Below are 24,525 nucleotides of genomic sequence, written 5' to 3'. Positions count from 1 at the left end.
ACCGGAGGGCCACGTACGCGACAACGCCCGTCGGCGTGCTGCCGACGGGCGTTACGTGGAAGAGCTCCCCCGATTGGACTCGAACCAATAACCTGCCGGTTAACAGCCGGCTGCTCTGCCAATTGAGCTACAGGGGATCGTGCACCGCCCAGAATCCGGATCTCGCCGGCGCTGTGCGACGGGACAAGAGTACAGGACATCCCGGGGTGGTGGTCCAGTGGGTTCCTCCCCCGCCCCTGCATCGACAATTCGGGTAAATCGCCATCCCGGCACAAGCATGCTTGAGCGGAGAGCAGGATGGGTAGTTAGCTGCGGACAGAGGACGCAGGCGCGAATTGGTCGCTCCCGACGAGGCAACTCGCCGAGGCGACGGCGCGTCAGGTACGGAAGGAGCCGCCATGCGCGGAAAGATCATGTTTCTTGGCGGGCTGGCTGCGGGATTCGTCCTGGGCGCCCGTGCCGGCCGGGAAAAGTACGAAGAGCTCGTGGTCCGGGGCCGCAAGGTGCTCGACCACCCGACCGTCCAGGAGGCGGCCGGGGTCGCGCAGGCCCAGGCCAACAAGCTCTACAGCGAGGGCAAGGACAAGCTTGGCCAGACCAGGCTGGGCGAGAAGCTGGGCACCGGCAACGGCAGCACCGGCAAGCAGGAACTGACCGCCGCCGACGACGCGTTCGCCGGCACGCCCGCCACCGTGGGTGCCAAGGCGGGCAGCAGCCCGGTCGGCACGACCTCCGGGTCTCCGTCGGCCACCAACCCCCGCACCAAGCCGTCCGGCTCGGGCACCAACGCCAGCACGCTCTGATCCATCGCACGTAGACCCATCGCACGTAGACCCACCGCACGTAGACCCACCGCACGTCGACGGGCCGGTCGCCGAGAGGGCGACCGGCCCATGGTCTGTCCGGGTGCGGTCAGTCCTTGCTGCTGAACGCCGCGTCGAAGGCCGCGCTCGGAGCGTCGAACGCGAGCCGCCGGACGAACTGCAACGCCTCCGGGGCGCCGAGCAGACGGTCCATTCCGGCGTCCTCCCACTCGATCGAGATGGGGCCGGTGTAGCCGATCGCGTTCAACGCGCGGAAGCAGTCCTCCCAGGGGACGTCGCCGTGCCCGGTGGAGACGAAGTCCCAGCCGCGGCGCAGGTCCGCCCAGGGCAGGTGGGAGGCGAGCCGGCCACGCCGACCGTCCCCGGTGCGCACCTTCGCGTCCTTGCAGTCCACGTGGTAGATCCGGTCGGCGAAGTCGAAGATGAAGTTCACCGGGTCCAGTTCCTGCCAGACGAAATGCGACGGGTCCCAGTTCAGCCCGAACGCGGGCCGGTTGCCGATCGCCTCCAGCGCCCGCTTCGTCGTCCAGTAGTCGTACGCGATCTCGCTGGGGTGCACCTCGTGCGCGAACCGCACCCCCACCTCGTCGAACACGTCGAGGATCGGGTTCCACCGGTCGGCGAAGTCCTGGTAGCCACGCTCGATCATCGACGGCGGGACCGGCGGGAACATCGCCAGGGTGTGCCAGATCGACGAGCCGGTGAAGCCGACGACGGTCTTCACGCCGAGCTTCGCCGCCGCCCGCGCGGTGTCCTTGATCTCCTCGGCGGCCCGCTGGCGGACCCCCTCGGGCTCCCCGTCGCCCCAGATCCGGGCGGGCAGGATGTCCTGGTGCCGCTCGTCGATCGGGTGGTCGCAGACCGCCTGACCGACGAGGTGGTTGGAGATCGTGAAGACCTCAAGGTTGTGCTTCGCGAGCGTCTCCCGCTTGCGATCGACGTACGAGTCGTCGGCGAGCGCCTTGTCGACCTCGAAGTGGTCGCCCCAGCAGGCGATCTCCAGACCGTCGTAGCCCCACTCGGAGGCGAGCCGGCAGACCTCCTCGAACGGCAGGTCGGCCCACTGGCCGGTGAAGAGCGTGATGGGTCGCGCCATTGTCCTTCTCCCCTGTTGTGATGGGGATTCCATGTGCGGGACCAGGGCGAGGGTGACCGGTCGGACCGGTACGTGGCGTCCGGGCGGTCACCGGTGGGTGCGGAACACACCTGAGCCCGGCGGGTTGCGCCTCCCACCGGGTCACCGGCCACCGTCACGGTCGCCGCTCCCACCCTATTTCCGTCGCACCCCATCGCGGAAGCCCCACCGACGGATCGTCAGCCGGCCGCCTCTTCGGGCGCGGGCAGGACGGCCCGGACGGTGAAGCCGCCGCCGGGTCGCGGGCCGGCGGAGAAGGAGCCGCCGACCCGCTCGGCCCGCCGGCGTACGGCCAGCAGGCCCCTGCCGGCACGGGTCTGCCCGGTGGGCGCGGGTTGCGTCGGTGGGGCGCCCTCGTCGCGTACCTCGATGGTGATGCCCTCGACGTCGTAGCGCAGGCGGACCGCGACCGGCGCGCCCGGAGCGTGCCGGCGCGCGTTGGTGAGGGACTCTTCGATGATCCGGTACGCCGCGACGTCGACCGCGCCCGGCAGCGGCCGGGGCTGCCCGGCCAGGCTCCAGCGCACCGGCTGACCTGCGGCGAAGTCCTCCACCAGGGCGTCGAGGCGGTTCAGGCTGGGCTCCGGCCCGGTCGACGGGTCGGGCTCCTCGGCCGGGCGCAGCGCCGCGCGCAGCCGGTGCCCCTGCGCCCGCACCGTCCGGCGCCACCGCGCCCGCACCGTCCGGCGCCACCGCGCAAAACGCCCCATGCCGATCAAGGTACGGCAGCCAACTGTGCGTCGACCCGTGGCCTCGCGGAGACGGCGAAGGCGGGCCATGACGGGTGTGAGCGTGATGCCTGTGAGTCATCAATATGACCCACAGGCATCACGCTCATCGGTGCACCTGCCTCCCCAGCCTCACCGCGACTCGCGGCGAGCCGGCTCAGTCGGTCAGGGCAGGGTCCACTTCTGGTTGGCCGCGCCGTTGCAGGTCCAGAGGTGGACGATCGTGCTGTCCGCCGAGGTGTTGCCGGACACGTCCAGGCACTTGCCCGACGACGGGTTGCGCAGGCTGCCGTCGGACTGGGCCGCCCAGTTCTGCGCGCCCGTGCCGTTGCAGGTCCAGAGCTGGATCTTGGTGCCGTCGGCCGTGCCGCTGCCGGACACGTCCAGGCACTTGCCGAGCGCCTTGATCGTCGAGTTCGGCGTCACCGTCCAGGTCTGCGCCGTACTGCCGTTGCAGGTGTAGATCTGGATCTGGGTGCCGTCGGCGGTGGCACCGTTGCGGACGTCCAGGCACTTGCCCGCCAGCCCCTTGACCGGGCCGACCCCGGTGCCGCCACCGGTGCCCTTGACCAGGGTGAAGTCGTCCACGTCGAAGAGCCCTGTGCCGCTACCGGTGAAGGTGAGGTAGAGGTTCTGGGCGCCGGACGGAACGCCGGACAGGGCGGTGGTGACGTTGGCGAACGTGGTCCAGCTGCCGGTGTTGGGCACCGCGACCGAACCGAGCACCGGGCCCGTCGCCGAGCCGGTCCGCACCTGGATGGTGCCGCCCGCGCCGCCCGAGACGACCCGGGAGGTGAACGACGTGACGCCGGTCAGGTCCACCCCGTTGTACGCCGCCCAGTCACCCGGGTCGATGTAGCCGATGGTCTGCCCACCGTTGGCGCCCGCCTTGGTGAACGGGCTGACGCCGTTGGCCGAACTGAACGCCTCGGCCTGGACGGTGGTGTTGCCGGTCGGCGGTGGGGTGGTGCCCAGTTCCTTGATCCGGATGTTGCGGAACGAGGCGTCGTCACCGGTGCCGTGGTTCTGGATGCCGATGTGGCCGGCCAGCGACCGTACCGGATTGGTGTTGGTGAAGTCGTTGATCTTCACGCCGTTGAGGAAGATCTGCAGCCGCTCCCCCTCGACCAGCAACTCGTACGTGTTCCACTCCCCCGGGGCGTTCAGCGCCGCGTCGCGGGCCGCGATGTCGGCGGACTTGAACGTGTAGACCGCTCCGGTGGTGCGGTCCACCGCGTCGGTGGCGTCGATCTGGATCTCGTAACCGTTGTCCACCGCCGACCACGGGTCACTCGACGGCGGGAACCCGATGAAGATGCCGGAGTTGTCGTCCCCGGCCAGCTTCCAGTCCAGCTTCAACGAGTAGTTGGTGAACTGCTTGGCGTTGTACCAGAACAGCCCCATGCCGCCCACCGAGGTGAGGGTGGCGTCGGAGTTGGTGAAGCTGCCCGGACCGGCCTGCGACCAACCGGCCGTCGACCCGTTGTAGAGCGGCGTGTAGCCGGTCTCCGGACGGCAGTCGGCCTTGCTCCGACCGGCCGCGTACCGGATGCCGCCGAGCAGGTGTGCCCGGAACGCCGGCTCGGCGTACGACGCCTGGGTGTGCCCGGCGCCGGTGTAGAAGGACCGGCCGCCGCTGTAGCCCTTGCACCAGCTCAGCGGGTGGTCGGCACCCATGCCGCCACCGGAGTACGACGACTCGTCCAGGGTGGCCAGCACGTGGGCGGTGGACCGGGCGTTGGTCCGGTAGTTGTACCACTCGTCGGTGCGGGTCCAGGTCTGCGGCAGGTGCGCGGTCGCCGCGTGACCCCGATCCTCCACCTTCATGTTGGCCTGCTGGATGGCCGGGTGCGAGGCGAACCACGCGCCGACCAGGTTGCCGTAGAACGGCCAGTCGTACTCGGTGTCGGCGGCGGCGTGCACACCCACGTACCCGCGACCCGAGCCGATGTACGACTCGAAGGCGGTCTGCTGGCTGGCGTTGAGGACGTCGCCGGTGGTGTTGAGGAAGACCACCGCCTCGTACTGGGCGAGGTTGCCGGTGGTGAAGGCCGCGGCGTCCTCGGTGGCGGTGACGGTGAAGTTGTTCGCGGCGCCCAGGTCACGGATGGTCTGGATGCCGACCGGGATCGCGTCGTGCCGGAAACCGGCGGTCTTGGAGAACACCAGCACGTCGTACGGGGCGTCGGCGGCGCTGGCCGGGGTGGCCGGGGTGGTGCAGGCGATCACGGCGAGGGCCGCCATGGCCGCGCCGAGGACGGGTCGCAGGATTCTCATGGCAGGGTCCACTTCTGGTTGGCAGCCGCGGTGCAGGTCCACAGGTGGACCACCGTGCTGTCGGCGGAGTTGTTGCCGGAGACGTCGAGGCACTTGCCGGACGACACGTTGCGCACCGTGCCGTCGGCCTGGGCGGCCCAGTTCTGCGCTCCGGTCCCGTTGCAGGTCCAGAGCTGGATCTTGGTGCCGTCGGCGGTGCCACCACCGGAGACGTCCAGGCACTTGCCCAACGACTTGATCGTCGAGTTCGGTGTGACCGCCCAGGTCTGCGCCGCGCTGCCGTTGCAGGTGTAGATCTGGATCTGCGTGCCGTCCGCCGTGGCGGCGTTGCGCACGTCCAGGCACTTGCCGCCCAGACCCTTGATCGCGCCGGCCCCGCCGGTGGGCGGTGTACCGGTGACGAGGGTGAAGGCGTCGATGTCGTAGAGCGCCCCGGTGCCCGTTCCGGCGAACGTCAGGTAGAGCGTGGTGGTGCCGGTCGGCGGGCTGGTGATCGCCCCGGTGACCGTGGTGAAGGTTTCCCAACCGCCGGTGACCGGGACCGTGGCCGAGCCGAGCACCGTGCCGGTGGCCGAGCCGGCCCGGACCTGGAGGGTGCCGCCGGCGCCCGCCGAGGAGACCCGGGCGGTGAACGAGGTCACGTTGCCCAGCCGGTACGGCTGGAACGCGATCCAGTCGCCGTTGTTGATGTCACCGACGGTCTTGCCGCCCTCGGCCGGGGTCTTGCTGAACACGTTGACGCCGGAGGAGGTGCCGAAGAACTCGGCCTGTCGGTGCCGCGGCGGCAGCGTGTGCTGGGTGTGCGTGGTCAGCCCACCGGCGTCGGTGTACTCCGCGTCGAAGATCGCGAAGATGTTCGCCGCGTCGTCGTGCTCACCGTCGACCGGGATGGTGATCGAGCCGGAGCAGCCGGTCTTCGAGGTGATCTGGTGCCCGTGCTGGTCGTGCCCGAGCACGTAGGTCATCTTGACCTTCGTGCAGTCGATCGTGCCGTCCTCCGGGTCGGTCACGGTGATGCTGTACGGCACCGTGTCGCCGAAGCTGAACAGCTGCCCGTTGCCGGGGTTGTTGATGGTCACCGTGGGCGCGGTGTTGCCGACGCTGATCTGCACGCTGCTGCTGCCGGTGGCGCCCTGCGGGTCGCGCACCGTGAGGGTGGCGGTGTAGGTGCCGTTGGCGGTGTACGTCTTCGTCGGGTTGGCCGCCGTCGAGGTGGTCCCGTCACCGAAGGCCCACGAGTACGTCAGCGCGCCACCCTCGGGGTCGGACGAGCCGGCCGAGGAGAAGGTCACCGCGAGCGGTGCGGCGCCGGAGGTCCGGTTGGCGCTGGCCGCGGCGGTGGGTGCCCGGTTGCCGCCACCGACGTAGTCGAAGCGGTAGAGCGCGGAGTTGGCGTCACCGTTGAAGTAGCCGGTGCCGTAGTCGAGCACGTAGTACGCGCCGTCCGGGCCGAACGCCGAGTCCATCACCTGCTTGCCGACCCATCCGAAGGTGTCGATGGTGCCCCGGGAACCGTCGGCGTTGACGTGGATCGGCTTGATCCAGCCACGGCCGAACTCGGTGGCGAAGAACTGCCCGTCGAAGGACTGCGGGAACTTCGTGGTGGAGGTCGACGAGGCGTTGTACCGGTAGACCGGGCCGCCCATCGGCGACTCGGAGCCGCCGCCGAACTCGGTCGGGGTGCCGGCGTCTCCGGCGTACCGGATCCAGGCCGGCTGGGCCGGCGGCAGAGTGGTCAGGCCGGTGTTGCGGAACGAGTTGTTGGTCGGCCCGCCGGTGCAGTTGTACTTCGCACCGCTGGCGTTGGTGGCGAAGTCCCACTCGTTGTACGTCTCGGTGGTGGTGTTGGTGCCGGTGCAGTACGGCCAGCCGTAGTTGCCCGGTGCGGCGACCCGGTTGAACTCGACCTGCCCGGACGGCCCGCGGGTGGAGCTGGTGGAGCCGGCGTCCGGCCCGTAGTCACCGACGTAGACGACGCCGGTGGCCTTGTCGACGCTGATCCGGAACGGGTTGCGGAACCCCATCGCGTAGATCTCCGGCCGGGTCCTGGCCGTGCCGGGCGCGAACAGGTTGCCCGACGGGATGGAGTAGGTGCCGTTGGCGTTCACCTTGATCCGCAGGATCTTGCCGCGCAGGTCGTTGGTGTTGCCGGCGCTGCGCTGCGCGTCGTACCCCGGGTTGCGGTTGGTCCGCTCGTCCAGCGGCGAGTAGCCGGAGGACTCGAACGGGTTGGTGTCGTCGCCGGTGGACAGGTAGAGGTTGCCCGCGGCGTCGAAGTCGATGTCCCCGCCGACGTGGCAGCACAGGCCCCGGTTGGCCGGGACGTCGAGCACGTCGACCTTGCTGGACTGGTTGAGCGTGAAGTCGGCGTTGAGGGTGAACCGGGAGAGGCGGTTCACTCCGTCCCAGGCCGAGAAGTCGGTGCCGGTGGCCGGCGCGTCGCCGCCCGGGGTGGACAGCGGCGGGGCGTAGTAGAGGAAGATCTGCCGGTTGCTGGCGAAGTTCGGGTCGACCCCGACGCCCTGCAACCCCTCCTCGTCGTGGTTGTAGACCGACAGGGTGCCGATCACGGAGGTGGTGCCGCCCGCGTCGGTGCGGCGCAGGGTGCCGTTGCGGGCGGTGTGCAGGACGGAGCGGTCCGGCAGCACGGCCAGCGACATCGGCTCACCCATGTCGGCCACGCCGCGGGCGAGCTCGACCTGCTGGAAGTCGGTGGCGTTGATCGTGTGCGCCTGGGCCGGTGTCGAGCCGGCCACGAGTGCGACCGTGCCGGCCGCGACTGCGAGCAGCAGGGCCGATCCGGCGGAGAACCATCGTCGGGACCGGTGGTGGGGAACGTCCTTCATGGACATCTGTGCTGTCCCTTCCTGACGAATGACTGCCAGGCCGGGCGCGCGCCGTCGCGCCGGATGCCGTAGCGGTGAGTGGTGGGGGTCGATGGGTTACCGCGCCGCCGGTTCACCTCGACGAAACATTGTCGTGTTGGCCACGACACTAAATTGCGCGTGTCGATGTGTCCATACCTTCCGATGATCCGGCATCAACTTTCGTCGATTTGGCTGAAAGTCAGCCGGATCAGGCGCGGCGGTCGATCGCCTGCGCGGCCAACGCGATCAGCGCCGACCGGGCCCCCGCGGCCACCTCCGCGCTCTCCAGGGCCGTCAACGCCGCCTCGGTACGGACCCGGATCATCTGCTCGATCCGGTCCCGGGCGCCGGTCTCCTCGATGATCGCGCGCAGCTCCGCCGCGCCCTCGCCGTCCAACCCGGGATTGCCGAACAGCTCCCGCAGCCGCGCGGTCTGCGTCCGGTCGGCGGCGCTCCGGGCCAGCGCCATCATCACCGTGGGCTTGCCCTCGCGCAGGTCGTCCAGCACCGACTTGCCGGTCACCGCCGGATCACCGAAGACGCCCAGCACGTCGTCGCGGAGCTGGAACGCGTCGCCCAGCGGGTCACCGAACTCGCCCAGCGCGTCGATCAGCTCCGGCCCTCCGCCGGCCAGCGCCGCGCCGATCTGCAACGGTCGGGTGACCGTGTACCGGGCCGCCTTCATCCGGATCACGGTGAGCGCGCTGGCCACCGAGCCGTCACCCACCCCGGAGACCAGGTCCAGGTACTCCCCCGCGATCACCTCGGTACGCATCAGCGCGAACACGCCGTAACCCCGGTGCACCTGCTCGGTGCCCAGGCCACACTCGTGGAACATCTGATCCGACCAGGCCGCACAGAGATCCCCGCAGAGCAGCGCGGTGTTGCGCCCGTACGCCTCGGGGTCGCCACGCCACGACGAGCGCGCGTGCAGGTCGGCGAAGAGCCGGTGCACCGACGGCTCACCCCGGCGGCGGTCGCTGCCGTCGAGGATGTCGTCGTGGATCAGCGCGAACGCGTGGAACAGCTCCAGGGCCGCCGCCGCCACCACGATCGGGGTGCCGTCGGCGGCGCCCGCGCCGCGCCAACCCCAGTAGCAGAAGAGCGGGCGCAGCCGTTTCCCACCGGCCAGCACGAACCGTTGCAGCGCGGTGAACACCCCGCGCGGCGCGCCGTCCGGCCAGTCCGGCCCCTGCCGGTCGAGGAACGCCGCCAGCTCGGCGTCGAAGCGCGCCCGCAATCCGCTCGTGTCAGTGGGCGCGACGGTGACCGTCACGACCCCTCCCCCGACCCGCCACCGGAACTCAGCCCGGCCAGCTCCAGCAACAACTCCTTGACCTCGGTGGCCGCGATCCGGTCACGGGCGGCGGTGGGGTCGGAGCAGAGCAGCACCGGGGCGTCCGCCGGGTCGTCCGGCAGCCGCCCGTGCGAGCCGCGTACCGCGCGCGCTCCGGCGTCCAGGCCGATCGCGCTCATCAGGTACCGCATGCCGACCTTCTTGCGGGCCAGCGCGGCGGCCGCCCGCAGCTTGGCCGCCCCGGGGTTGGCCGGGTCGAAGAACAGCTCGGCGGGGTCGTACCCGGGCTTGCGGTGGATCTCGACGAGCCGGGCGAAGTCCGGTGCGCGGGCGTCGTCCAACCAGTAGTAGTACGTGAACCAGGAGTCCGGCTCGGCCACCAGCACCAGCTCACCGGCGCGCTCGTGGTCCAGCCCGTGCGCGGCCTTGCCGTCGGCGTCGAGCACCTCGGCCACCCCGGGCAGCCCGGCGCAGAGCTTCGCCACCGCCGGCACGTCGGCCGGGTCCTTGACGTAGACGTGCGCGACCTGGTGGTCGGCGACCGCGAACGCCTTCGACGTCCACGGGTCGAGGTACTCCATGCCGGCCTGCGTGTGCACCCGCAGCAGCCCTTCGGCGCGCAGCAGCCGGTTGACGTCCACCGGCCGGGACACGTCGGTGATGCCGTACTCGGACAGCACCACCACGGTGGCGTCACGGGCGCGGGCGGCGTCCAGCAGCGGCCCGAGCACCGCGTCCAGTTCGGCCGCAGCGGCGGCGGCCTGGGCCGACGACGGACCGAAGCGTTGCAGGTCGTAGTCGAGGTGCGGGACGTAGACCAGGGTCAGGTCGGGTGACACGTCGGCCAGGATCTGCTCGGCCGCCTGGCAGATCCACCGCGACGACGGCAGCCCGGCGGTCGGCCCCCAGTAGGTGAACAGCGGGAACGTGCCCAGCCGGCCGGTGAGCGCGTCGTGCAGTTCCGGCGGGTCGGTGTAGCAGTCCGGCTCCTTGCGCCCGTCGGCGTAGTACACGGGGCGCGGGGTGACCGTCCAGTTGACGTCCGCGCCCATCGCGTACCACCAGCAGACGTCGGCGACGGTGTAGCCGGGCTCGGCCCGGCGGGCCGCCTGCCAGAGCTTCTCCCCGCCGACCAGCGCGTTGTGCTGCCGCCACAGCAGCACCTCACCCAGGTCCCGGAAGTACCACCCGTTGCCGACGATGCCGTGCCCGCTGGGCGGCTCGCCGGTCAGGAAGGTGGACTGCACCGAGCAGGTCACCGCGGGCAGCACGGTGCCCAACTCGGCCCGGAAGCCGCCGTCGGCGACTCCGCGCAGCCGGGGCATGTGTGCCAGCAGTCGCGGGGTCAGCCCCACCACGTCGAGCACCACCAGTCGTCGGCTCATCTCGTCACTCCCGCGGTCACGGTGTTCTCCGGGGTCAGCCCGAGGCTGACCAGTTCGGTGCGGGCGAAGGCCAGCTCGGCGGCGATGCCGACGGCCAGCTCCGCGTCGGTGCCCGGCCGTCGTGCGGCCGGCAGCACCCCCCAGGTGTACGTCTCGACGTCGAGGTGGTCGCAGCCGGCGGCCGGGCCGGTGTAGAGCGCTCTCAGCGCGGCGCGCAGAACGGGCAGGGTCGAGCCGAGCGGTTCCTCGGGTGGGGCGTGCAGGGGCACGTGGTAGTGCACCCGCCACGGGCCGGGCAGCGCCCGCTCCAGCGCCTCGTCGAGGTCGTCGGCCGCGTACGCCGGGTCGGCCGGGTCGCCGCCCGCGGCGCAGCCGGCCCCCCGGGTCTGGTGCAGGAAGCGTGGCTCCACCCAGCGGTGCAGTTCGTCGGCGTCACCGGCCGGGTCGGTGGCCTCGACGGCGGCGGAGACCTGCACCTTCACCACGGGCAGGTCGGCCGCCCGCAGCCGGTCGAGTGCCTCGGTCGGCTCCTCCCAGGCGCAGGCCAGGTGGGCCAGGTCGACGCAGACACCCAGGCGTTCGGTGTCCATGCCGGACAGCAGCGCGGCGGCCTGGTCGGTGCTCTCCACCACGCAGCCGGGCTCCGGTTCGAAGCCGACCCGGACCTGCCGGCCGGTGTCGCGCTGCACCGCGGCCAGGCCGGCGGCGAGCTGGTCGAGCCGGCGTCGGGCGGCGTCGGCCCGGTCGGTGTCCCAGGGCTGCCGCCAGGCCAGCGGCAGCGTGGAGATCGAGCCCCGGGCGGCGTCGTCGGGCAGCAGGTCGGCGAGCACCCGGGCCAGATCGAGGGTGTACGTCAGCCGCTGCTCGGTGGTCCAGTCCGGGTGGTAGACGTCCTGCTTGACCACCGGTGCCTGGAACGCCGCGTAGGGAAAGCCGTTGAGGGTGACCACCTCCAGCCCGCGCGCGTCCAGCTCGGTGCGCAACCGGCGGCGCAGCGCCGGGTCGGCGGCCAGCTCGGCGGCGACCGGGGCGGCCAGCCACAGGCCGAGGCCGAGCAGGTCGCTGCCGAGTGCCTCGCGGACCGGCACGGCGTAGGTGTCGAGTTGACCGAGGATGCCGGCGAGGTCCTCGGCGGGGTGCACGTTCGTGCAGTAGCCGAGGTGGACGGTGTCGCCGCCGGAATGTCGCAGCCGCATCAGCTGCCGCCGCGCAGGATCGAGTTGCCGGTCTGCGGGTCCACGGCGGTGACCTCCAGGTCGCTGAGGTCGAGCCGACCGGACTGCCCGTAGAACTCCACCGGGTTGCGCCACAGCACGGTGTCGACGTCGTCGTCGCTGAACCCGGCCTGCAGCATCGCCTCGCCGGTCGCCCGGGTCAGCAGCGGGTCGGAGCGCCCCCAGTCGGCGGCCGAGTTGACCAGCATCCGGTCCGTGCCGTACTCGCGCAGCAGCTCGACCATCCGGGACGGGGTCATCTTGGTGTCCGGGTAGATCGAGAAGCCCAGCCAGCAGCCGCTGTCGCGGACCAACTTGACGGTCACCTCGTTGAGGTGGTCGACCACCACGCGCCCCGGGTCGATGCCGGATTCGGCGACCACGGCGAGGGTTCGCTCGCATCCGCGCGCCTTGTCCCGGTGCGGGGTGTGCACCAGGGCCGGCAGGTCGTGCGCCACGGCGAGGGCGAGCTGCGCGGCGAACGCCTCGTCCTCCTCCGGGGTCATCGAGTCGTAGCCGATCTCGCCGACCGCCACCACCGCGTCCTTGTCCAGGTAGCGGGGCAGCAGGTCGAGCACCGGCCGGCAGCGCGGGTCGTTGGCCTCCTTGGGGTTCAGCGCGATGGTGGCGAAGTGGCGTACCCCGAACTGCCCGGCCCGGAACGGCTCCCAACCGATCAGCGAGTCGAAGTAGTCGGTGAACGAGGCGGCGCTGGTGCGCGGCTGACCCAGCCAGAACGCCGGCTCCACCACCGCGCGCACCCCGGCGGCGGCCATCCGTTCGTAGTCGTCGGTGGTGCGTGAGGTCATGTGGATGTGGGGGTCGAAGATGCGCATGTCACGCCTCCCGGGGCAGTGCGGCGGTGAGCCGGTCGAGCAGGTCGGTGGCGTCGGCGGGCAGCTCGCGGCCGGCGGCGTGGCGTTCGGCGGCCAACGCGGCCAGCATCGCGGCCAGCTCACCGTCGGCCCGGGTGTCCAGGTCGGCCACGGCGGTCAGGGGTACGCCGCTGAACACGCACTTGAGCACCGCCTGTCGCCAGGCGGCCGGGTCGAGGTGCCGGGCGTACGGGCCGAGGGCGGCGGCGACCAGTCGGGTGTCGTTGGTCCGGATCGCGTCGTGCAGCAGGGGCACCCCGGCGGCGCCGATCGGCAGCAGCGGCAGAGCGCGCAGCACGGCCCGCCGCTCGGCCGCGTCACCGTGCTGGTAGAGGGTTTCGGCGTACGCGGCGTGGTCGCCGGGCAGCGCGGTCAGCAGCAGCACCCGGGCCGCGTCGTCGGCCGTCCAACCGGGGGCGTCGGGCAGCGGCCCGCGCCCGCAGCGCCGGGCGGCGGCGGGGAAGAGCCGGGTGATCGCGGTGGGTTCGGCCGCGACCCGGCGCAGCGCCGTGTCCAGCCAGTCGGGATCGGGTACGCCCCGCAGCGCGGCCCGTAGTGAATCCGGTGTCATCCCGTCTCCTCCCTCGTGCTGCTCCGCAGGCACCCGGCGGCCCGAGTGCCTCAGGCGCGTCCTTTGCTCTGCTTCACCCCACGCGACGGTCGCTGTCCGGATAGCGGGCGGCAGGTGTTGCGTCCGGTGAAGCAGAGCAAAGGGCGGCGGTGGTTGTCTCGCCGTCGGTGGACCCGGCGGTCGCCACCGTGCTCGTGGTGGCGCTCCCGGCCACGGTCTGCCCGGCGGCGGTCTGCCCGGCGGCGGTCTGCCCGGCGGCGCGCAGGAACTCGATCGAGCGGGCGGCGACGGCGGGCGCGGCGTGCGAGTCCCGGGGCAGCTCGACGGCGACCAGTCCGCGATAGCCGGCCTCGGCCAGGGCGGCCAGCACCGGCGGAAAGTCGATCTCGCCGGTGCCGAACTCCAGGTGCTCGTGCACGCCCCGACGCATGTCGTCGATCTGCACGTTGACCAGGTGGTCGGCCACCTCGGCGACGCACTGCGGGACCGGCCACGGCTCCAGGCACCGGCAGTGTCCGATGTCGAGGGTGATGCCGAAGCGGGCCGGTGCGTCGAGCGCGGCACGCAGGCGCCGCCAGTCGGCGATGTCCTGCACCAGCATCCCCGGCTCCGGTTCGAAGCCGAGGGTGACGCCGGCGGTGTCGGCGGCGTCGACGACGGTGGCGCAACCGGCGACCAGCCGGTCCCACGCGCACTGCGGCGACACCGACTCGGGGCGTACGCCGGCCCAGAACGACACCGCCTCCGCGCCGAGGTCGGCGCCGACGCGGACGGCCCGACGCAGGAACTCGATCCGTCGGGTCGGGTCGTCGTGCAGCAGCGTCGGGGCGTGCTTGTGCCACGGGTCGAGCAGGTAGCGGGCGCCGGTCTCGATGACCACCGCAAGGCCCAGCTCACTCAGCCGTCGCCCAACCGCGGCGATCCGGCGGGTGAGCCCCGGCGCGAACGGGTCGAGGTGGTCGTGGTCCAGGGTGAGCGCCACCCCGACATAGCCGAGGTCGGCGATGACGGCGAGCGCGTCGTCGAGTCGGTGGTTGGCGAAGCCGTTCGTGCCGTACCCGAGGCGCAGCGTCGTCGCGTCGGCGACCGGTGGTCGCGGCTGGGGCACGGTCATGTCGGGGACATCTTCCGAGCGAGCCGCCGGCCCAGCGGTGCCGCCGCGGCGACGGCCAACCCGAGCAGGCCAGCGCCGCCCCGGGCGGTGAGCGCCCCCTGCAGGGCGGGCAGTCCGGTGATCCCCGCGCCGACGGCGGCACGGACCCGTCCGGCCGACGGATCACGCACCACCTCGACCTGGGCCGCGCCGTAGCGGGCGGCGTACCAGCCGGCCAGCACGGCGGGCAGCGCGGCCGCGATCCCGGCCGATCGGGTGCGCCTCGCGCGGACACCGACCTCGCCGACGGCACCGGCCCGCTCGGTCGCACCGGACCGCTCGTCGACTCGGGCGGCTGCGCGGCGGGCGCCGGGCGCGGCGACGGCGGCGCTGGCGGCGACCATGGCGGTGCCGGCGAGGGTGCGCATCGGCAGGGCGGCGTCGGCGCCGGTGACCTCACGGCGGGACAGGGCGGTGACCGTCCAGGTGTGCGCGGCGACGGTCGCCGCCGCCGGCAGCGCCCGGGTCAGCCGCCCGCCGGACGCGCCGAGCAGCACGTCCAGCCCGCGGCAGGCGGCCATCACGGCCGGCCCGGCGGCGGTGTTCTTGGCCAGCAGGTCGTACCCCCAGATGGTGGCGGCCAGGGGCACGGCGAGCGTGGCGGCGCGGCGCCCGCCCACGGCGGCGGCCAGGCCCACGCCGGCGGCGGTGAGGCCGGCGGCGAGGCCGACCGCGACGGCCGGGGTGACCCGGCCGCTGGGGATCGGCCGCTCGGGCCGCTCGACGGCGTCCAGGCGCCGGTCGGCCCAGTCGTTGGCGGCCATGCCGGCCCAGTAGAGCAGGACCGATGCGCCGGCCAGAGCGGGGGTACGCGGGCCGAGCGCGCCGGCCGCCGCCGCTCCGGCGATCACGTCACCCGGCACCGACAGCGCCGCCGGCGCCCGGACCAGTTCGGCGACGTCAGCCAGCGTGGTCATGGCCACCGTCCCGGCCGGCGTGCAGCTGCCGGGTGAAGTCGGTCAGTCGGGCCCACTGCTCGGCCAGCGAGTGGGTGGGGGCACCCAGCGGGTCCTTGAAGAAGAAGCCCAGGTCGGCCAGCGGCCCGACGTGCCCGGCGGCGTGCGCCGCGGCGGTGAGCCGGGCCAGGTCGAGCACCAGTGGCGCGGCCAGCGCGGAGTCGCAGCCGTGCCAGGTGAACTCCATCCGCATGCCGGTGCCGAGGAAGCCGGCGAACGTGATCAGATCCCAGGCGGTCTTGAAGTCGCCCAGCTCCTCGACGTACTCGATCCGGGTGTTGCCCTGCGGGACGTAGCCCAGCGTCTCGCCGAGCACCCGCTGCTTGCTCTGCACCTTCGCCGCGTTGGCGGCCGGGTCGGCGAGGGTGGCGCCGTCGCCGCCACCGAGCAGGTTCATCCCGGACCAGGAGCGCACGGCCAGGTTGCGCATCGCGAACATCGGCGCGAGCACCGACTTGACCAGGGTCTCCCCGGTCTTGCCGTCGTGCCCGGCGTACGGCAGGCGCAGCTGTTCGGCCAGCGTGGTGAGCGCCGGCAGCCGCAGCCCGGTGGACGGGGTGAAGTCGACGTACGGGCAGTCGGCGAGCAGCGCCGCGTACGCGTACAGGGAGCTGGGTGGCAGCACCTCGTCCGGGCCGGCGAGCGCGGCGCGCAGCGCGTCGGGATCGGCGTGCCCGGGGTGCGGCCGGGGGGTCGGTTCGGTGGCGGAGACGTTGACCACCACCACCCGGTCCAACCCGTGCCGTTCGCGGAAGCTGGTGAGGTCGTGGACCACGGCGGCGGCCCGGTCGGCCTGGGTGGCGCCGGTGGGCGCGGGGCGCAGCTCCTGCTCGACGGCGGTCAGCTCGTCGGGGAGCGCGGCGACGAGCCTGCCGGGGACGACCCCGGCGTCGGCCAGCGCCTCGGCGCGCTTGCACAGCGGAGTCGTGGCCAGGTCGTGCCCGCCGAAGACCAGGTCGGCGAAGGACGGCAGGTCGGGGCCGCGCAGCTCGGGCAGTTCCGTGACGCAGCCGGTCGGCCCGGCCAGGCCGGCTCGCAGCGCGAGCCCTCCGACGATGCTGGTGGTCGCGACCGAACCGCGCGCTCCCACCAACCAGACACCCGTTCGCATGGTGCTCCTTCCCGTTCAGGAGGAACCGTCGGTGTAATTAAATATAGGAATATCAGAATATTGTTCGGAAAGATACGCCCTGGGCGGATGGGCCCCGCCCGCCCGCCTCGCACCGGGACGGCACCCGGTCCGACGTCGGCGTCGGCGGCGACGACGCCGGACCGGTTCCCGGTGCGGGTGCGGGCAGACGGGGCTGGTAGGCAGGGTCGGTCGGCGTCTCGACCCTGCCTCCCCCGCATCCGGCCGGTCAGGGCGTTGGCATGCCTCGACCGGACGTCTCAGGCCGGCGGAACCGTCAGGTCCTCCGGATCGCCGGGAATGGTGGCGGTCCTCCGGTGCGGCCGGGGAATCCCGGTCCGGCCACACCGGACAACCGTTCTGCTCGTGCGCCACCGGGCCGTACGGCCCGGCCGCACGCCCTCCGGTGCCGACCTCGTCCCGGCCGCGGGGCGCAAACCGCGGCCGGTCCCTCGCCGGTCGGCTCCGGAAAGCCGGTCGGGCGACAACGGTGCCTACACACCGCCGTCGCGGATGGTCAGTGTCAGACGGCCACCGCGGCCAGCGTCGGCTCCACCTCGGTCCAGGAGGAACCGACCTCCGCCGAACGGGTCACCGCGTCCAGCACGAGCTGGACCTGCAACGCGTCGGCGAAGGATGGAGTCGGGTCGACGCCGGTGGCGACCGCCTCGATGAAGTCACGCATCTCGTGCGTGAAGGAGTGCTCGTAGCCGATGATGTGACCCGGAGGCCACCACGCCGACATGTACGGGTGATCGCCCTCGGTCACCAGGATCCGGCTGAAACCCTGTTCCAGGGCGGGCCGGGTGGCGTCGTAGAACTCCAGCTCGTTGAGGCGCTCCAGATCGAAGATCACACTGCCGAGCGAGCCGTTGATCTCGACCCGCAGGGCGTTCTTGCGGCCCGTGGCGAAGCGGCTCGCCTCGTACGTGGCCAGTGCGCCGCCGTCCAGCCGGGCCACGAAGACCGCGGCGTCGTCGACGGTGACCGGCCCGGTGGGCGACGTGCCGCCGTCCACCGTGGCCGCCAGACCGCTCGACTCGGCCGGCAGCGGCCGTTCCTTGACGAAGGTCTCGGTGACGGCGCTGACCCCGGTGATCCGCTGGCCGGTGACGAACTGGGTCAGATCGATGATGTGCGCACCGATGTCACCCAGCGCGCCGGAGCCCGCCCTGTCCTTCTGCAACCGCCAGACCAGCGGGAACTGCGGATCCACGATCCAGTCCTGCAGGTACGTCGCTCGGACGTGTCGAATCACCCCGAGTCGTCCGTCGGCGACCAGCTGGCGCATCATCGTGACCGCGGGGACCCGGCGGTAGTTGAACCCGCACATCGACCGCACCCCGGCGGCCCGGGCTGTCTCCGCCGCGGCGGTCATCGCCCGTGCCTCGGCCACCGAGTTCGCCAACGGCTTCTCGCACAGGACGTGCTTACCGGCGGCCAACGCGGCGAGCGCGATCTCGGCGTGGCTGTCGCCCGGCGTGCAGACGTCGACCACGTCGATGTCGTCCCGGTTGATCAGGTCACGCCAGTCCGTCGTGTACGCGTCCCAGCCGAGCCGGTCGGCGGCCTCGGCCACCTTCGGTGTGTCCCGGCCGCAGATCAGCGCCATTCGGGCCCGCGCCGGCAGGTCGTAGACGCGGTTCACGGTGCGCCACGCCTGTGAGTGCGCGGCGCCCATGAACGCGTAACCGACCATGCCGATCCGCAGTTCTCTGTCTGTCGTGGACAAGGTGGGTCTCCCCCCGGTATGTCAGAACCCGAGCTTGTCGTAGCTGCTCGCGTTCTCCTTGGTGATCGTCTCGGAGGCGAGGGTCACCTCCTTGGGCACCTGCAGCTCCGTCAGGTCGCCCAGGCCCCGACCCTGCGCGATGAGCCGCGCGAGCGAGACCGCCGAGGACGCCATCGACGGGTTGTAGGTGACCGTCGCCTTGAGCACGGTGTTGTCCGCCTTGATGGCGTCGATCGCGAGCTTGGACCCCGCGCCACCGACCATGAAGAACTCCGACCGGTTGGCCTGCTTGATGGCCGCGAGCACACCGATGCCCTGGTCGTCGTCGTGGTTCCAGATCGCGTCGATCTTCGGCAGCGCCTGGAGCAGCTGGGCCGCCTCGCGCTGACCGCTGTCCGAGGTGAACTCGGCCGAGCGGCGGTTGCCCACCTTGAACCCGTAGGTCGCCAGGGCCGCGGCGAAGCCGGCGCTGCGCTCGACGGTCAGCGGGATCTCCAGACCGGCGATCTCACCGATCACCGGGTTGGCGACGCCCTTGTCCTTGAGCTGCTTGCCGATGAAGTGCCCGGCGGAGACGCCCATGCCGTAGTTGTCGCCCTTGATGACCAGCCGCGAGGCCAGCGCGTCGGGGAAGGCCCGGTCGAGGTTCACGATCGGGATGCCCGCCTGCATCGCCTGGAGGGCAACGGCGTTGACCTCCTTGCCGTCGTGCGGCAGCACGACGATGATGTCCGGCTTCTGGGCGATCAGCGTGCCGAGCGTGGAGCGCTGGGCCTCGGAGTTCGACCCACCGTCGACCTCCTTGAACTCCACGTCCGAGTAGGCGGCGGCCTGGGCCTTGGCGTTGGCGTGGATCGCGCCCATCCAGCCGTGGTCGGCGGCCGGGGCGGAGAAGCCGATGACGACCTTCTTGCCCGGGGCGTTGTTGCCTTCGCTGTTTCCGGCGGCCTTGGTCTGGGTGCTGGCAGCCGGGGTCTCGTTGCTGGTGCAGGCGGTCAGCAGGGTGGCGGCGCCCACTGCGGCTCCACCGAAGAGCAACCGGCGGCGCGACAGGTCGCGACTGTGCTGGGTCATGAACGACCTCCTGGGAGCGGTTTCTGTATGGGTGAGGGTGTGCGAGGCCCGGCCACTGTCGAAGTTCTCGACGTCGCCAGGGACAACGGTGCGGTGCGTCAGGTTGCGGTGGTGACCCTGTTCCGCGCGAGGAGCCGAGTGACGGACTTGAACTGGAACTGCTGGATCAGGACGGCGGCGACGATAATGCCGCCCTTGACCATGTTCTGCGCCTCGATGGAGAGGCCGTTGATGGCGAAGAGGTTCGTGATCGTGGCGAAGATGATGACGCCGAGCAGCGAGCCGACGACCGTGCCCCGACCACCGCTGAGCAGCGTCCCGCCGATGATCGCGGCGGCGATCGCGTCCAGCTCGTACAGGTTGGCCATCGCCGCCTGCGCCGAGGTGGCCTGCGAGGTGAGCATGATGGCGGCGATGCCGCAGCAGAGACCGGAGAGCGCGTAGAGCAGCATGGTGTGCCGGCGGACGTTGATGCCGGCCAGCCGGGCCGCCTCCGGGTTACCGCCGACGGCGATGGTGCGCCGGCCGAAGGTCGTCCGGTTGAGCAGGATCCAGCCGGCCACCACCACCGCGCCGAGGATGTAGACGAGGATCGGGATCCCGATCACCTTGCGGGCGGCGATGTCGTTGATGAACGTGCTGCTCGACACCTGGGTCTGCTTGTTGGAGATCGACGCCGCCAGGCCGCGGGCGGCCACCAGCATCGCGAGCGTCGCGATGAACGGCACCAGCCGGCCGTACGAGATGAGGACGCCGTTGACCAGCCCGACGCAGATGCCGACCACGAGGGCCGTGAAGATCATGCCGCCGGCGCCGTAGCTCTGGGTGGCGACTGTGGTGCACCAGACCCCGGCCAGTGCGACGATCGCTCCGACCGACAGGTCGATGCCGCCGCCGATGATCACGAAGGTCATCCCGACGGTGACCACGCCGACGACCGAGGCGAGCTGGAGGATGGCCAGGACGTTGTTCCAGACCCAGGTCGGGTCGCCGTAGAGGTCCGGCTTGGTGATCGCGCCGACCAGGATGAGCGCGGCCAGCACACCGATCAGGCCCAGGTTTCGCTTGGCGCCGTCGCCGCTGTCCCCCCGCCACCAGGAGAGCCGGCCGGTGCCCGCCGCCTTGTCACTGGCCGCCGCCGTCTTCGCCGGGTCCACCGGCGGCGACTGCGCCGGAAGCCGCGGGCGTTCCGGTGTCGCGGTGGGAGAGGGAGTCGCGTCGCTCATGCCGGTGCGCCTTCCATCAAGGACCCCGCCATCACGAGGTCGAGCACGGTGTTCTCGTCGAGTTCGCCGGCCGCGGCCTCGCGGACGACCCGCCCTTCCCGCATCACCAGCACCCGGTCGGCCAGGCCCAGCACCTCAGGCACCTCGCTGGAGACCAGCAGCACCCCGACACCCTGGGCGGCCAACGACCGGATGACCTGGTAGAGCTCGGCCCGGGCACCCACGTCCACGCCCCGGGTCGGCTCGTCGAGCAGCAACAACTTGGTGCCGCCGAGCAACCACCGGCCGACCACCACCTTCTGCTGGTTGCCGCCGGACAGGGTGCGTACCGGCCGGTCGACGTCCCGGGGCCGCAGCTCCAGACTCTCGGCGATCCGGTTCGCCTCGGCGCGTTCCTTGGCGGCGTCGGTGAAGCCGAGCCGCGCGTACCGGCCGAAGGTGGCCAGCGTGACGTTGCGGTAGATCGGTTCGCCGAGCAGCAGCGCCTGGCTCTTGCGTTCCTCCGGGGCCATGCCCATGCCGGCGCGTACCGCCGCGCCGACGCCGGGACGCAGGACCTTCCCGTCCATCCGCACCGAGCCGGCCTCCGCGAGGCGGGCGCCGTAGATGGTCTCCAGCAGCTCGGAACGACCGGAGCCGACCAGGCCGGCGATGCCGACGATCTCCCCGGCCCGCACGTTCAGCGAGACGTCGGCGAATTCTCCGGTGCGGGTCAGCCCCTCCACCTGGAGCAGGTCGGCGCCGGCGCCCTCGTCGACGGGGCGGTCCGGGAAGACGTACTCGATGGTCCGGCCGGTCATCCGGCTGACCAGGTCGCGGGTCGGGGTGTCGCGCGCCGGCAGGTTCGCCGCCGTGGTCCGGCCGTCCTTGAGTACGGTGACCCGGTCGCCGATCTCGCGGATCTCCTCCAGGCGGTGGGAGATGTAGATGACGGCGATGCCCTGCGCGGTCAGCTCCCGGATGATCCGGAACAGGTTGCCGACCTCGTCGTGCGCCAGCACCGCACTCGGCTCGTCCATGATGATCAGTCGGGCCTCGTGCGACAGCGCCCGGGCCATGCTGACGATCTGCTTACCGGCGGCCGGCAGCGACCGGACCATCCGGCCCGGCGGGATCTCGCCGTGGCCGAGCCGGCTCAGGATCTGCCGGGTCTGCCGGGCCATCCGGCCCCGCCGGACGAACCCGAACCGGCGGTGCTCGTGACCGAGAAAGGCGTTCTCCGCGACCGACAGGTCCTCGACGAGGTCGAGTTCCTGGTAGATGGTGGCGATGCCGGCCTTCATCGCGGCCTGCGGATTGGCGAAGGTGGCCGGCTCGCCGCGCCACTGCACCTGCCCGGCATCCGGCTGGTGCACCCCGGACAGCACCTTGATCAGGGTGGACTTGCCGGCGCCGTTCTGCCCCAGCAGGCAGTGCACCTCGCCGGCGCGTACCTCAAGCTGGACACCGTCGAGGGCGCGTACCCCGGGGAAGGTCTTGACCACGTCGGTGAGGCGCAGGACCACCTCGCCCGCGACGGTGTCGGGCGGAGCCTCGACCAGCGGCGCCTCGACGCCGACCTCGGCCGGGTCGGTGGCGGTGGTCTCCTCGGGCAGGGCCACGGTCTCCTCCTCGCTCACGACGGAATCTCGGTCAGCGTCATGCGGCTTCCCCGAAGGCGACGTCGCTGGCCAGGACGGCGGCACCGGCGACGCCGGCGCGACCACCAAGCTCGGACAGCACGACGGGAAGATTGCCGGTGGCCAGCGGCAGCGACCGGCGGTAGACCACGCTGCGGATCTCGGCGAGCAGGATGTGCCCGAGCTGGGCCAACCCGCCGCCGATCACGATCATCGACGGGTTCGTGAAGCTGACCAGGCCGGCGAGCACGCCGCCGACCCGCCGTCCACCGTCACGGATCAGCTGGATGCAGGTCACGTCGCCCTCGACGGCGCCCTCCGCGACGTCCAACGCGGTGACCACGCCACCCTGGGCCATCCGCTCGGCCAACGCCGGCGACACCCCACTGCGGGCGGCGGCGGTGGCGTCCTTGGCCAGTGCCGCGCCGCTGAACAGCGCCTCCAGGCAGCCGACGTTGCCGCACGAACACATCGGACCGTGCGCGTCGACCTGGATGTGGCCGATGTCCCCGGCGCAGCCGTCGGTGCCCCGGTAGACCTCACCGGTGAGGTAGATGCCACAGCCGATCCCGGTGCCGATCTTCACGAAGAGGAAGTCGTCCACCGAGTGGGCGACACCGCCGTGACGCTCACCGATCGCCATGATGTTGACGTCGTTGTCGACCACCGCCGGGCAGCCGTGCTCCCGGCTGAGCAGCTCGCGGACCGGGAACCGGTCCCAACCCGGCATGATCGGCGGCGACACCGGAACGCCGTCGCGGAAGCTCACCGGCCCGGGTACGCCGATGCCCACCGCGTCCAGTCGCTCGTACGCCCCGTCGACCCGGGCCTTGTGCAGCAGCTCGTTGACCCGTTGCAGGGTCACCTTCGGACCGTTGCGGATGTCGGCCGGCTCGGCGTAGTGCGCCACCGGTTCGAGGCGACCGTTGACCACCTCGACGTCCATCGAGCTGGCGCCCAGGTCGACGGCGGCGAAACGCAGGTTCGGGTTCAGCTCGACCAGCGTGGAGCGGCGGCCACCCCGGGAGGCGGCGAGGCCGGCCTCGGCGACATAGCCCAACGCGACCAGGCGATCCAGCTCGGCCAGCAGGCGCGGGCGCGGCATCTGAAGCCGGTCGCCCAGCTCGGCGCGGGAGACGGCCCCCTCGTCGCGGAGCAACCGCAACAGTCGCACGTGCAGGGGGTCGACGGTGCGCACCGGGGACTCACCTCGTCATCGGACTCGTTCACATCGACGCAATGCCGATGTGTTGTGTCCGACACAGTAGGAGCGTTCCGCTCCGCCTGTCCAGAGCTTCGGCAATCCCGACGCCAACTTTTGCTCAAACGGACAGAAGTTTTGGTCGTGCCGGCCAGGGGGGTGCGCTGCGCATCGCGGCGCCGCCACCGGGAATGGGACTGCGTAGATTTCCGTGTTTGACCTGGGTGTGGTCCGTTGGACAGGACGTTGATCCTGTCCGGGAAGGACCACGTCATGGCAGACAAGAAGGCCACTGCTCAGCTTCCTGAACCGATGCGGGCGGACGCGACGTGCTGGGTATGTGGGCCGGGACCGGCGGTGAGGGCGCCAAGCAGTGGGCCGGCTACCTCACCGAGCTGCGCAACCGCGGTGTGGAGGACGTGTTCATGGTCTGCTCCGACGGCCTCAAGGCCATGACCGACGCAATCGAGCAGGTCTGGCCGCAGGCGGTGCATCAGCAGTGCGTCGTTCACCTCGTGCGGGCGTCACTGCGATACACCAACCGCAAGGACTGGCAGAGAATCACCCCCGCCCTACGCGAGATCTACACGGCCCCCACGGTGGCCGCCGCGGAGGCCCGTTTCCAGGCGTTCGCCGCCGAGTTCGGTGACCAGTACCCAGCCGTGATCCGGCTCTGGCGGACCTCCTGGCCGCAGTTCGTGCCGTTCCTGGACTACGACCACGAGGTCCGCAAAGTCCTCTACACGACCAACATCATCGAGAGCTTCAACGCCCGGTTCCGGCAGGCCGCCCGACGGCGGGGGCACTTCCCGACCGAGCAGGCCGCGAGAGTATCACCGGCCGGTCTACGGTTGGGCCAAGGCCCTCAACGCCCTGATCCTCGCCTACGGCGACCGGATCGCCATCTTTAGTTGACGACGGGAAGATGCTGGGTTGCTGGCGTCTCGCAACATGAAGCCCGGTCAGGTTGGCGCCAGGGCTGTTGCGTAGTCGCTTGAGTGCCGGCTGACCTGCGGGAACTCGCGGTCAACCGTCCGGTGCAGGTGGTCGGCTCGGCTGGGCACCGAAGCAGAAGTGGTGCGACCGAAGGCCCCGTAGCTCCGCAGGCCAATGGACCGGGACCACCACGACGGGGCAGGGCTGTTGCGTTCTCGTTCGGCGAGCCGGTGAGCTGGGATGATGCCGGGTGATTGGCCTATGTGGAGGCGGTTGAAGCGGGTGAAGCCCTCAGGGTGATCATGGAGTTTCTCTAGGACTGCACG

Annotated in this window: 19 protein-coding genes and 1 tRNA gene; 2 read left to right on the top strand and 18 right to left on the bottom strand. The window is 71.4% G+C overall.

All coding sequences use genetic code 11. From position 1 onward, the window contains the following. Positions 1-64: 64 nt before the first annotated feature. A tRNA-Asn gene (locus F8271_RS11450) sits at positions 65-137 on the bottom strand. A gap of 261 nt (positions 138-398) precedes the next feature. Here F8271_RS11450 and F8271_RS11445 point away from each other — a divergent pair. After that, positions 399-803, top strand: a complete 405-nt coding sequence (locus F8271_RS11445; protein ID WP_151489675.1) for a hypothetical protein — start codon at positions 399-401, stop codon at positions 801-803. 109 nt (positions 804-912) lie between these two features. Here the strand turns inward: F8271_RS11445 and F8271_RS11440 are convergent, their stop codons facing one another. The 17 genes from F8271_RS11440 to F8271_RS11360 form a co-directional block, all read right to left on the bottom strand. Continuing rightward, entirely contained in the window at positions 913-1,920 is a 1,008-nt protein-coding gene (locus F8271_RS11440) for a sugar phosphate isomerase/epimerase (RefSeq protein ID WP_151489674.1), read from the bottom strand. 218 nt (positions 1,921-2,138) lie between these two features. Then, positions 2,139-2,669: a sensor histidine kinase gene (locus F8271_RS11435; RefSeq protein ID WP_192580248.1), complete on the bottom strand. Its 531-nt coding sequence runs from the start codon at positions 2,667-2,669 to the stop codon at positions 2,139-2,141. Positions 2,670-2,852: 183 nt separating this feature from the next. Further along, complete coding sequence (locus F8271_RS11430; protein WP_151489672.1) at positions 2,853-4,964, bottom strand: ThuA domain-containing protein; 2,112 nt, start codon at positions 4,962-4,964, stop codon at positions 2,853-2,855. Continuing rightward, positions 4,961-7,816 carry a PQQ-dependent sugar dehydrogenase gene (locus F8271_RS11425; protein WP_192580247.1) on the bottom strand — a complete coding sequence of 952 codons (2,856 nt, stop codon included), beginning with the start codon at positions 7,814-7,816 and terminating at the stop codon, positions 4,961-4,963. The genes F8271_RS11430 and F8271_RS11425 overlap by 4 nt, the downstream gene beginning before the upstream one ends. Before the next feature lie 223 nt (positions 7,817-8,039). Next, entirely contained in the window at positions 8,040-9,107 is a 1,068-nt protein-coding gene (locus F8271_RS11420; RefSeq protein WP_151489671.1) for a polyprenyl synthetase family protein, read from the bottom strand. Then, entirely contained in the window at positions 9,104-10,513 is a 1,410-nt protein-coding gene (locus tag F8271_RS11415) for an alkaline phosphatase family protein (RefSeq protein ID WP_192580246.1), read from the bottom strand. The genes F8271_RS11420 and F8271_RS11415 overlap by 4 nt, the downstream gene beginning before the upstream one ends. Beyond that, the gene (gene eboE, locus F8271_RS11410; RefSeq protein ID WP_151489670.1) at positions 10,510-11,709 is read right to left on the bottom strand and encodes a metabolite traffic protein EboE; all 1,200 of its coding nucleotides are present in this window, start codon (positions 11,707-11,709) and stop codon (positions 10,510-10,512) included. The genes F8271_RS11415 and eboE overlap by 4 nt, the downstream gene beginning before the upstream one ends. Then, the gene (locus tag F8271_RS11405) at positions 11,709-12,563 is read right to left on the bottom strand and encodes a TatD family hydrolase (protein WP_151489669.1); all 855 of its coding nucleotides are present in this window, start codon (positions 12,561-12,563) and stop codon (positions 11,709-11,711) included. Before F8271_RS11405 ends, eboE begins: the two co-directional genes overlap by 1 nt. A gap of 1 nt (position 12,564) precedes the next feature. Then, positions 12,565-13,173: an EboA domain-containing protein gene (locus F8271_RS11400; protein ID WP_151489668.1), complete on the bottom strand. Its 609-nt coding sequence runs from the start codon at positions 13,171-13,173 to the stop codon at positions 12,565-12,567. A 73-nt stretch (positions 13,174-13,246) separates the two neighbouring features. Next, positions 13,247-14,287: a sugar phosphate isomerase/epimerase gene (locus F8271_RS11395; RefSeq protein ID WP_151489667.1), complete on the bottom strand. Its 1,041-nt coding sequence runs from the start codon at positions 14,285-14,287 to the stop codon at positions 13,247-13,249. After that, a complete protein-coding gene (locus F8271_RS11390) occupies positions 14,284-15,243 on the bottom strand; it encodes an SCO3242 family prenyltransferase (protein WP_151489666.1) in 960 nt (319 codons plus the stop codon). Before F8271_RS11390 ends, F8271_RS11395 begins: the two co-directional genes overlap by 4 nt. After that, positions 15,227-16,393 carry an inositol-3-phosphate synthase gene (locus tag F8271_RS11385; protein ID WP_151489665.1) on the bottom strand — a complete coding sequence of 389 codons (1,167 nt, stop codon included), beginning with the start codon at positions 16,391-16,393 and terminating at the stop codon, positions 15,227-15,229. Before F8271_RS11385 ends, F8271_RS11390 begins: the two co-directional genes overlap by 17 nt. 541 nt (positions 16,394-16,934) lie before the next feature. Beyond that, complete coding sequence (locus F8271_RS11380; protein WP_370461896.1) at positions 16,935-18,110, bottom strand: Gfo/Idh/MocA family protein; 1,176 nt, start codon at positions 18,108-18,110, stop codon at positions 16,935-16,937. Between the two features lie 54 nt (positions 18,111-18,164). After that, a complete protein-coding gene (locus F8271_RS11375; RefSeq protein ID WP_151489663.1) occupies positions 18,165-19,217 on the bottom strand; it encodes a substrate-binding domain-containing protein in 1,053 nt (350 codons plus the stop codon). A 98-nt stretch (positions 19,218-19,315) separates the two neighbouring features. Beyond that, positions 19,316-20,443, bottom strand: a complete 1,128-nt coding sequence (locus F8271_RS11370; protein ID WP_151489662.1) for an ABC transporter permease — start codon at positions 20,441-20,443, stop codon at positions 19,316-19,318. Beyond that, the gene (locus F8271_RS11365; protein WP_192580249.1) at positions 20,440-21,948 is read right to left on the bottom strand and encodes a sugar ABC transporter ATP-binding protein; all 1,509 of its coding nucleotides are present in this window, start codon (positions 21,946-21,948) and stop codon (positions 20,440-20,442) included. Before F8271_RS11365 ends, F8271_RS11370 begins: the two co-directional genes overlap by 4 nt. Positions 21,949-22,081: 133 nt before the next feature. Next, positions 22,082-23,260, bottom strand: a complete 1,179-nt coding sequence (locus tag F8271_RS11360; protein ID WP_151489661.1) for an ROK family protein — start codon at positions 23,258-23,260, stop codon at positions 22,082-22,084. A 341-nt stretch (positions 23,261-23,601) separates the two neighbouring features. Here F8271_RS11360 and F8271_RS11355 point away from each other — a divergent pair, with 341 nt between their 5' ends. Beyond that, positions 23,602-24,174: a transposase gene (locus tag F8271_RS11355; RefSeq protein WP_255473679.1), complete on the top strand. Its 573-nt coding sequence runs from the start codon at positions 23,602-23,604 to the stop codon at positions 24,172-24,174. Positions 24,175-24,525: the final 351 nt, after the last annotated feature.

Source organism: Micromonospora sp. ALFpr18c, from assembly GCF_008868155.1.
Taxonomy (GTDB): Bacteria; Actinomycetota; Actinomycetes; order Mycobacteriales; family Micromonosporaceae; genus Micromonospora.
Note: the sequence above shows the minus strand (reverse complement) of the source record. Positions and strands in the feature narration are given on the sequence as shown.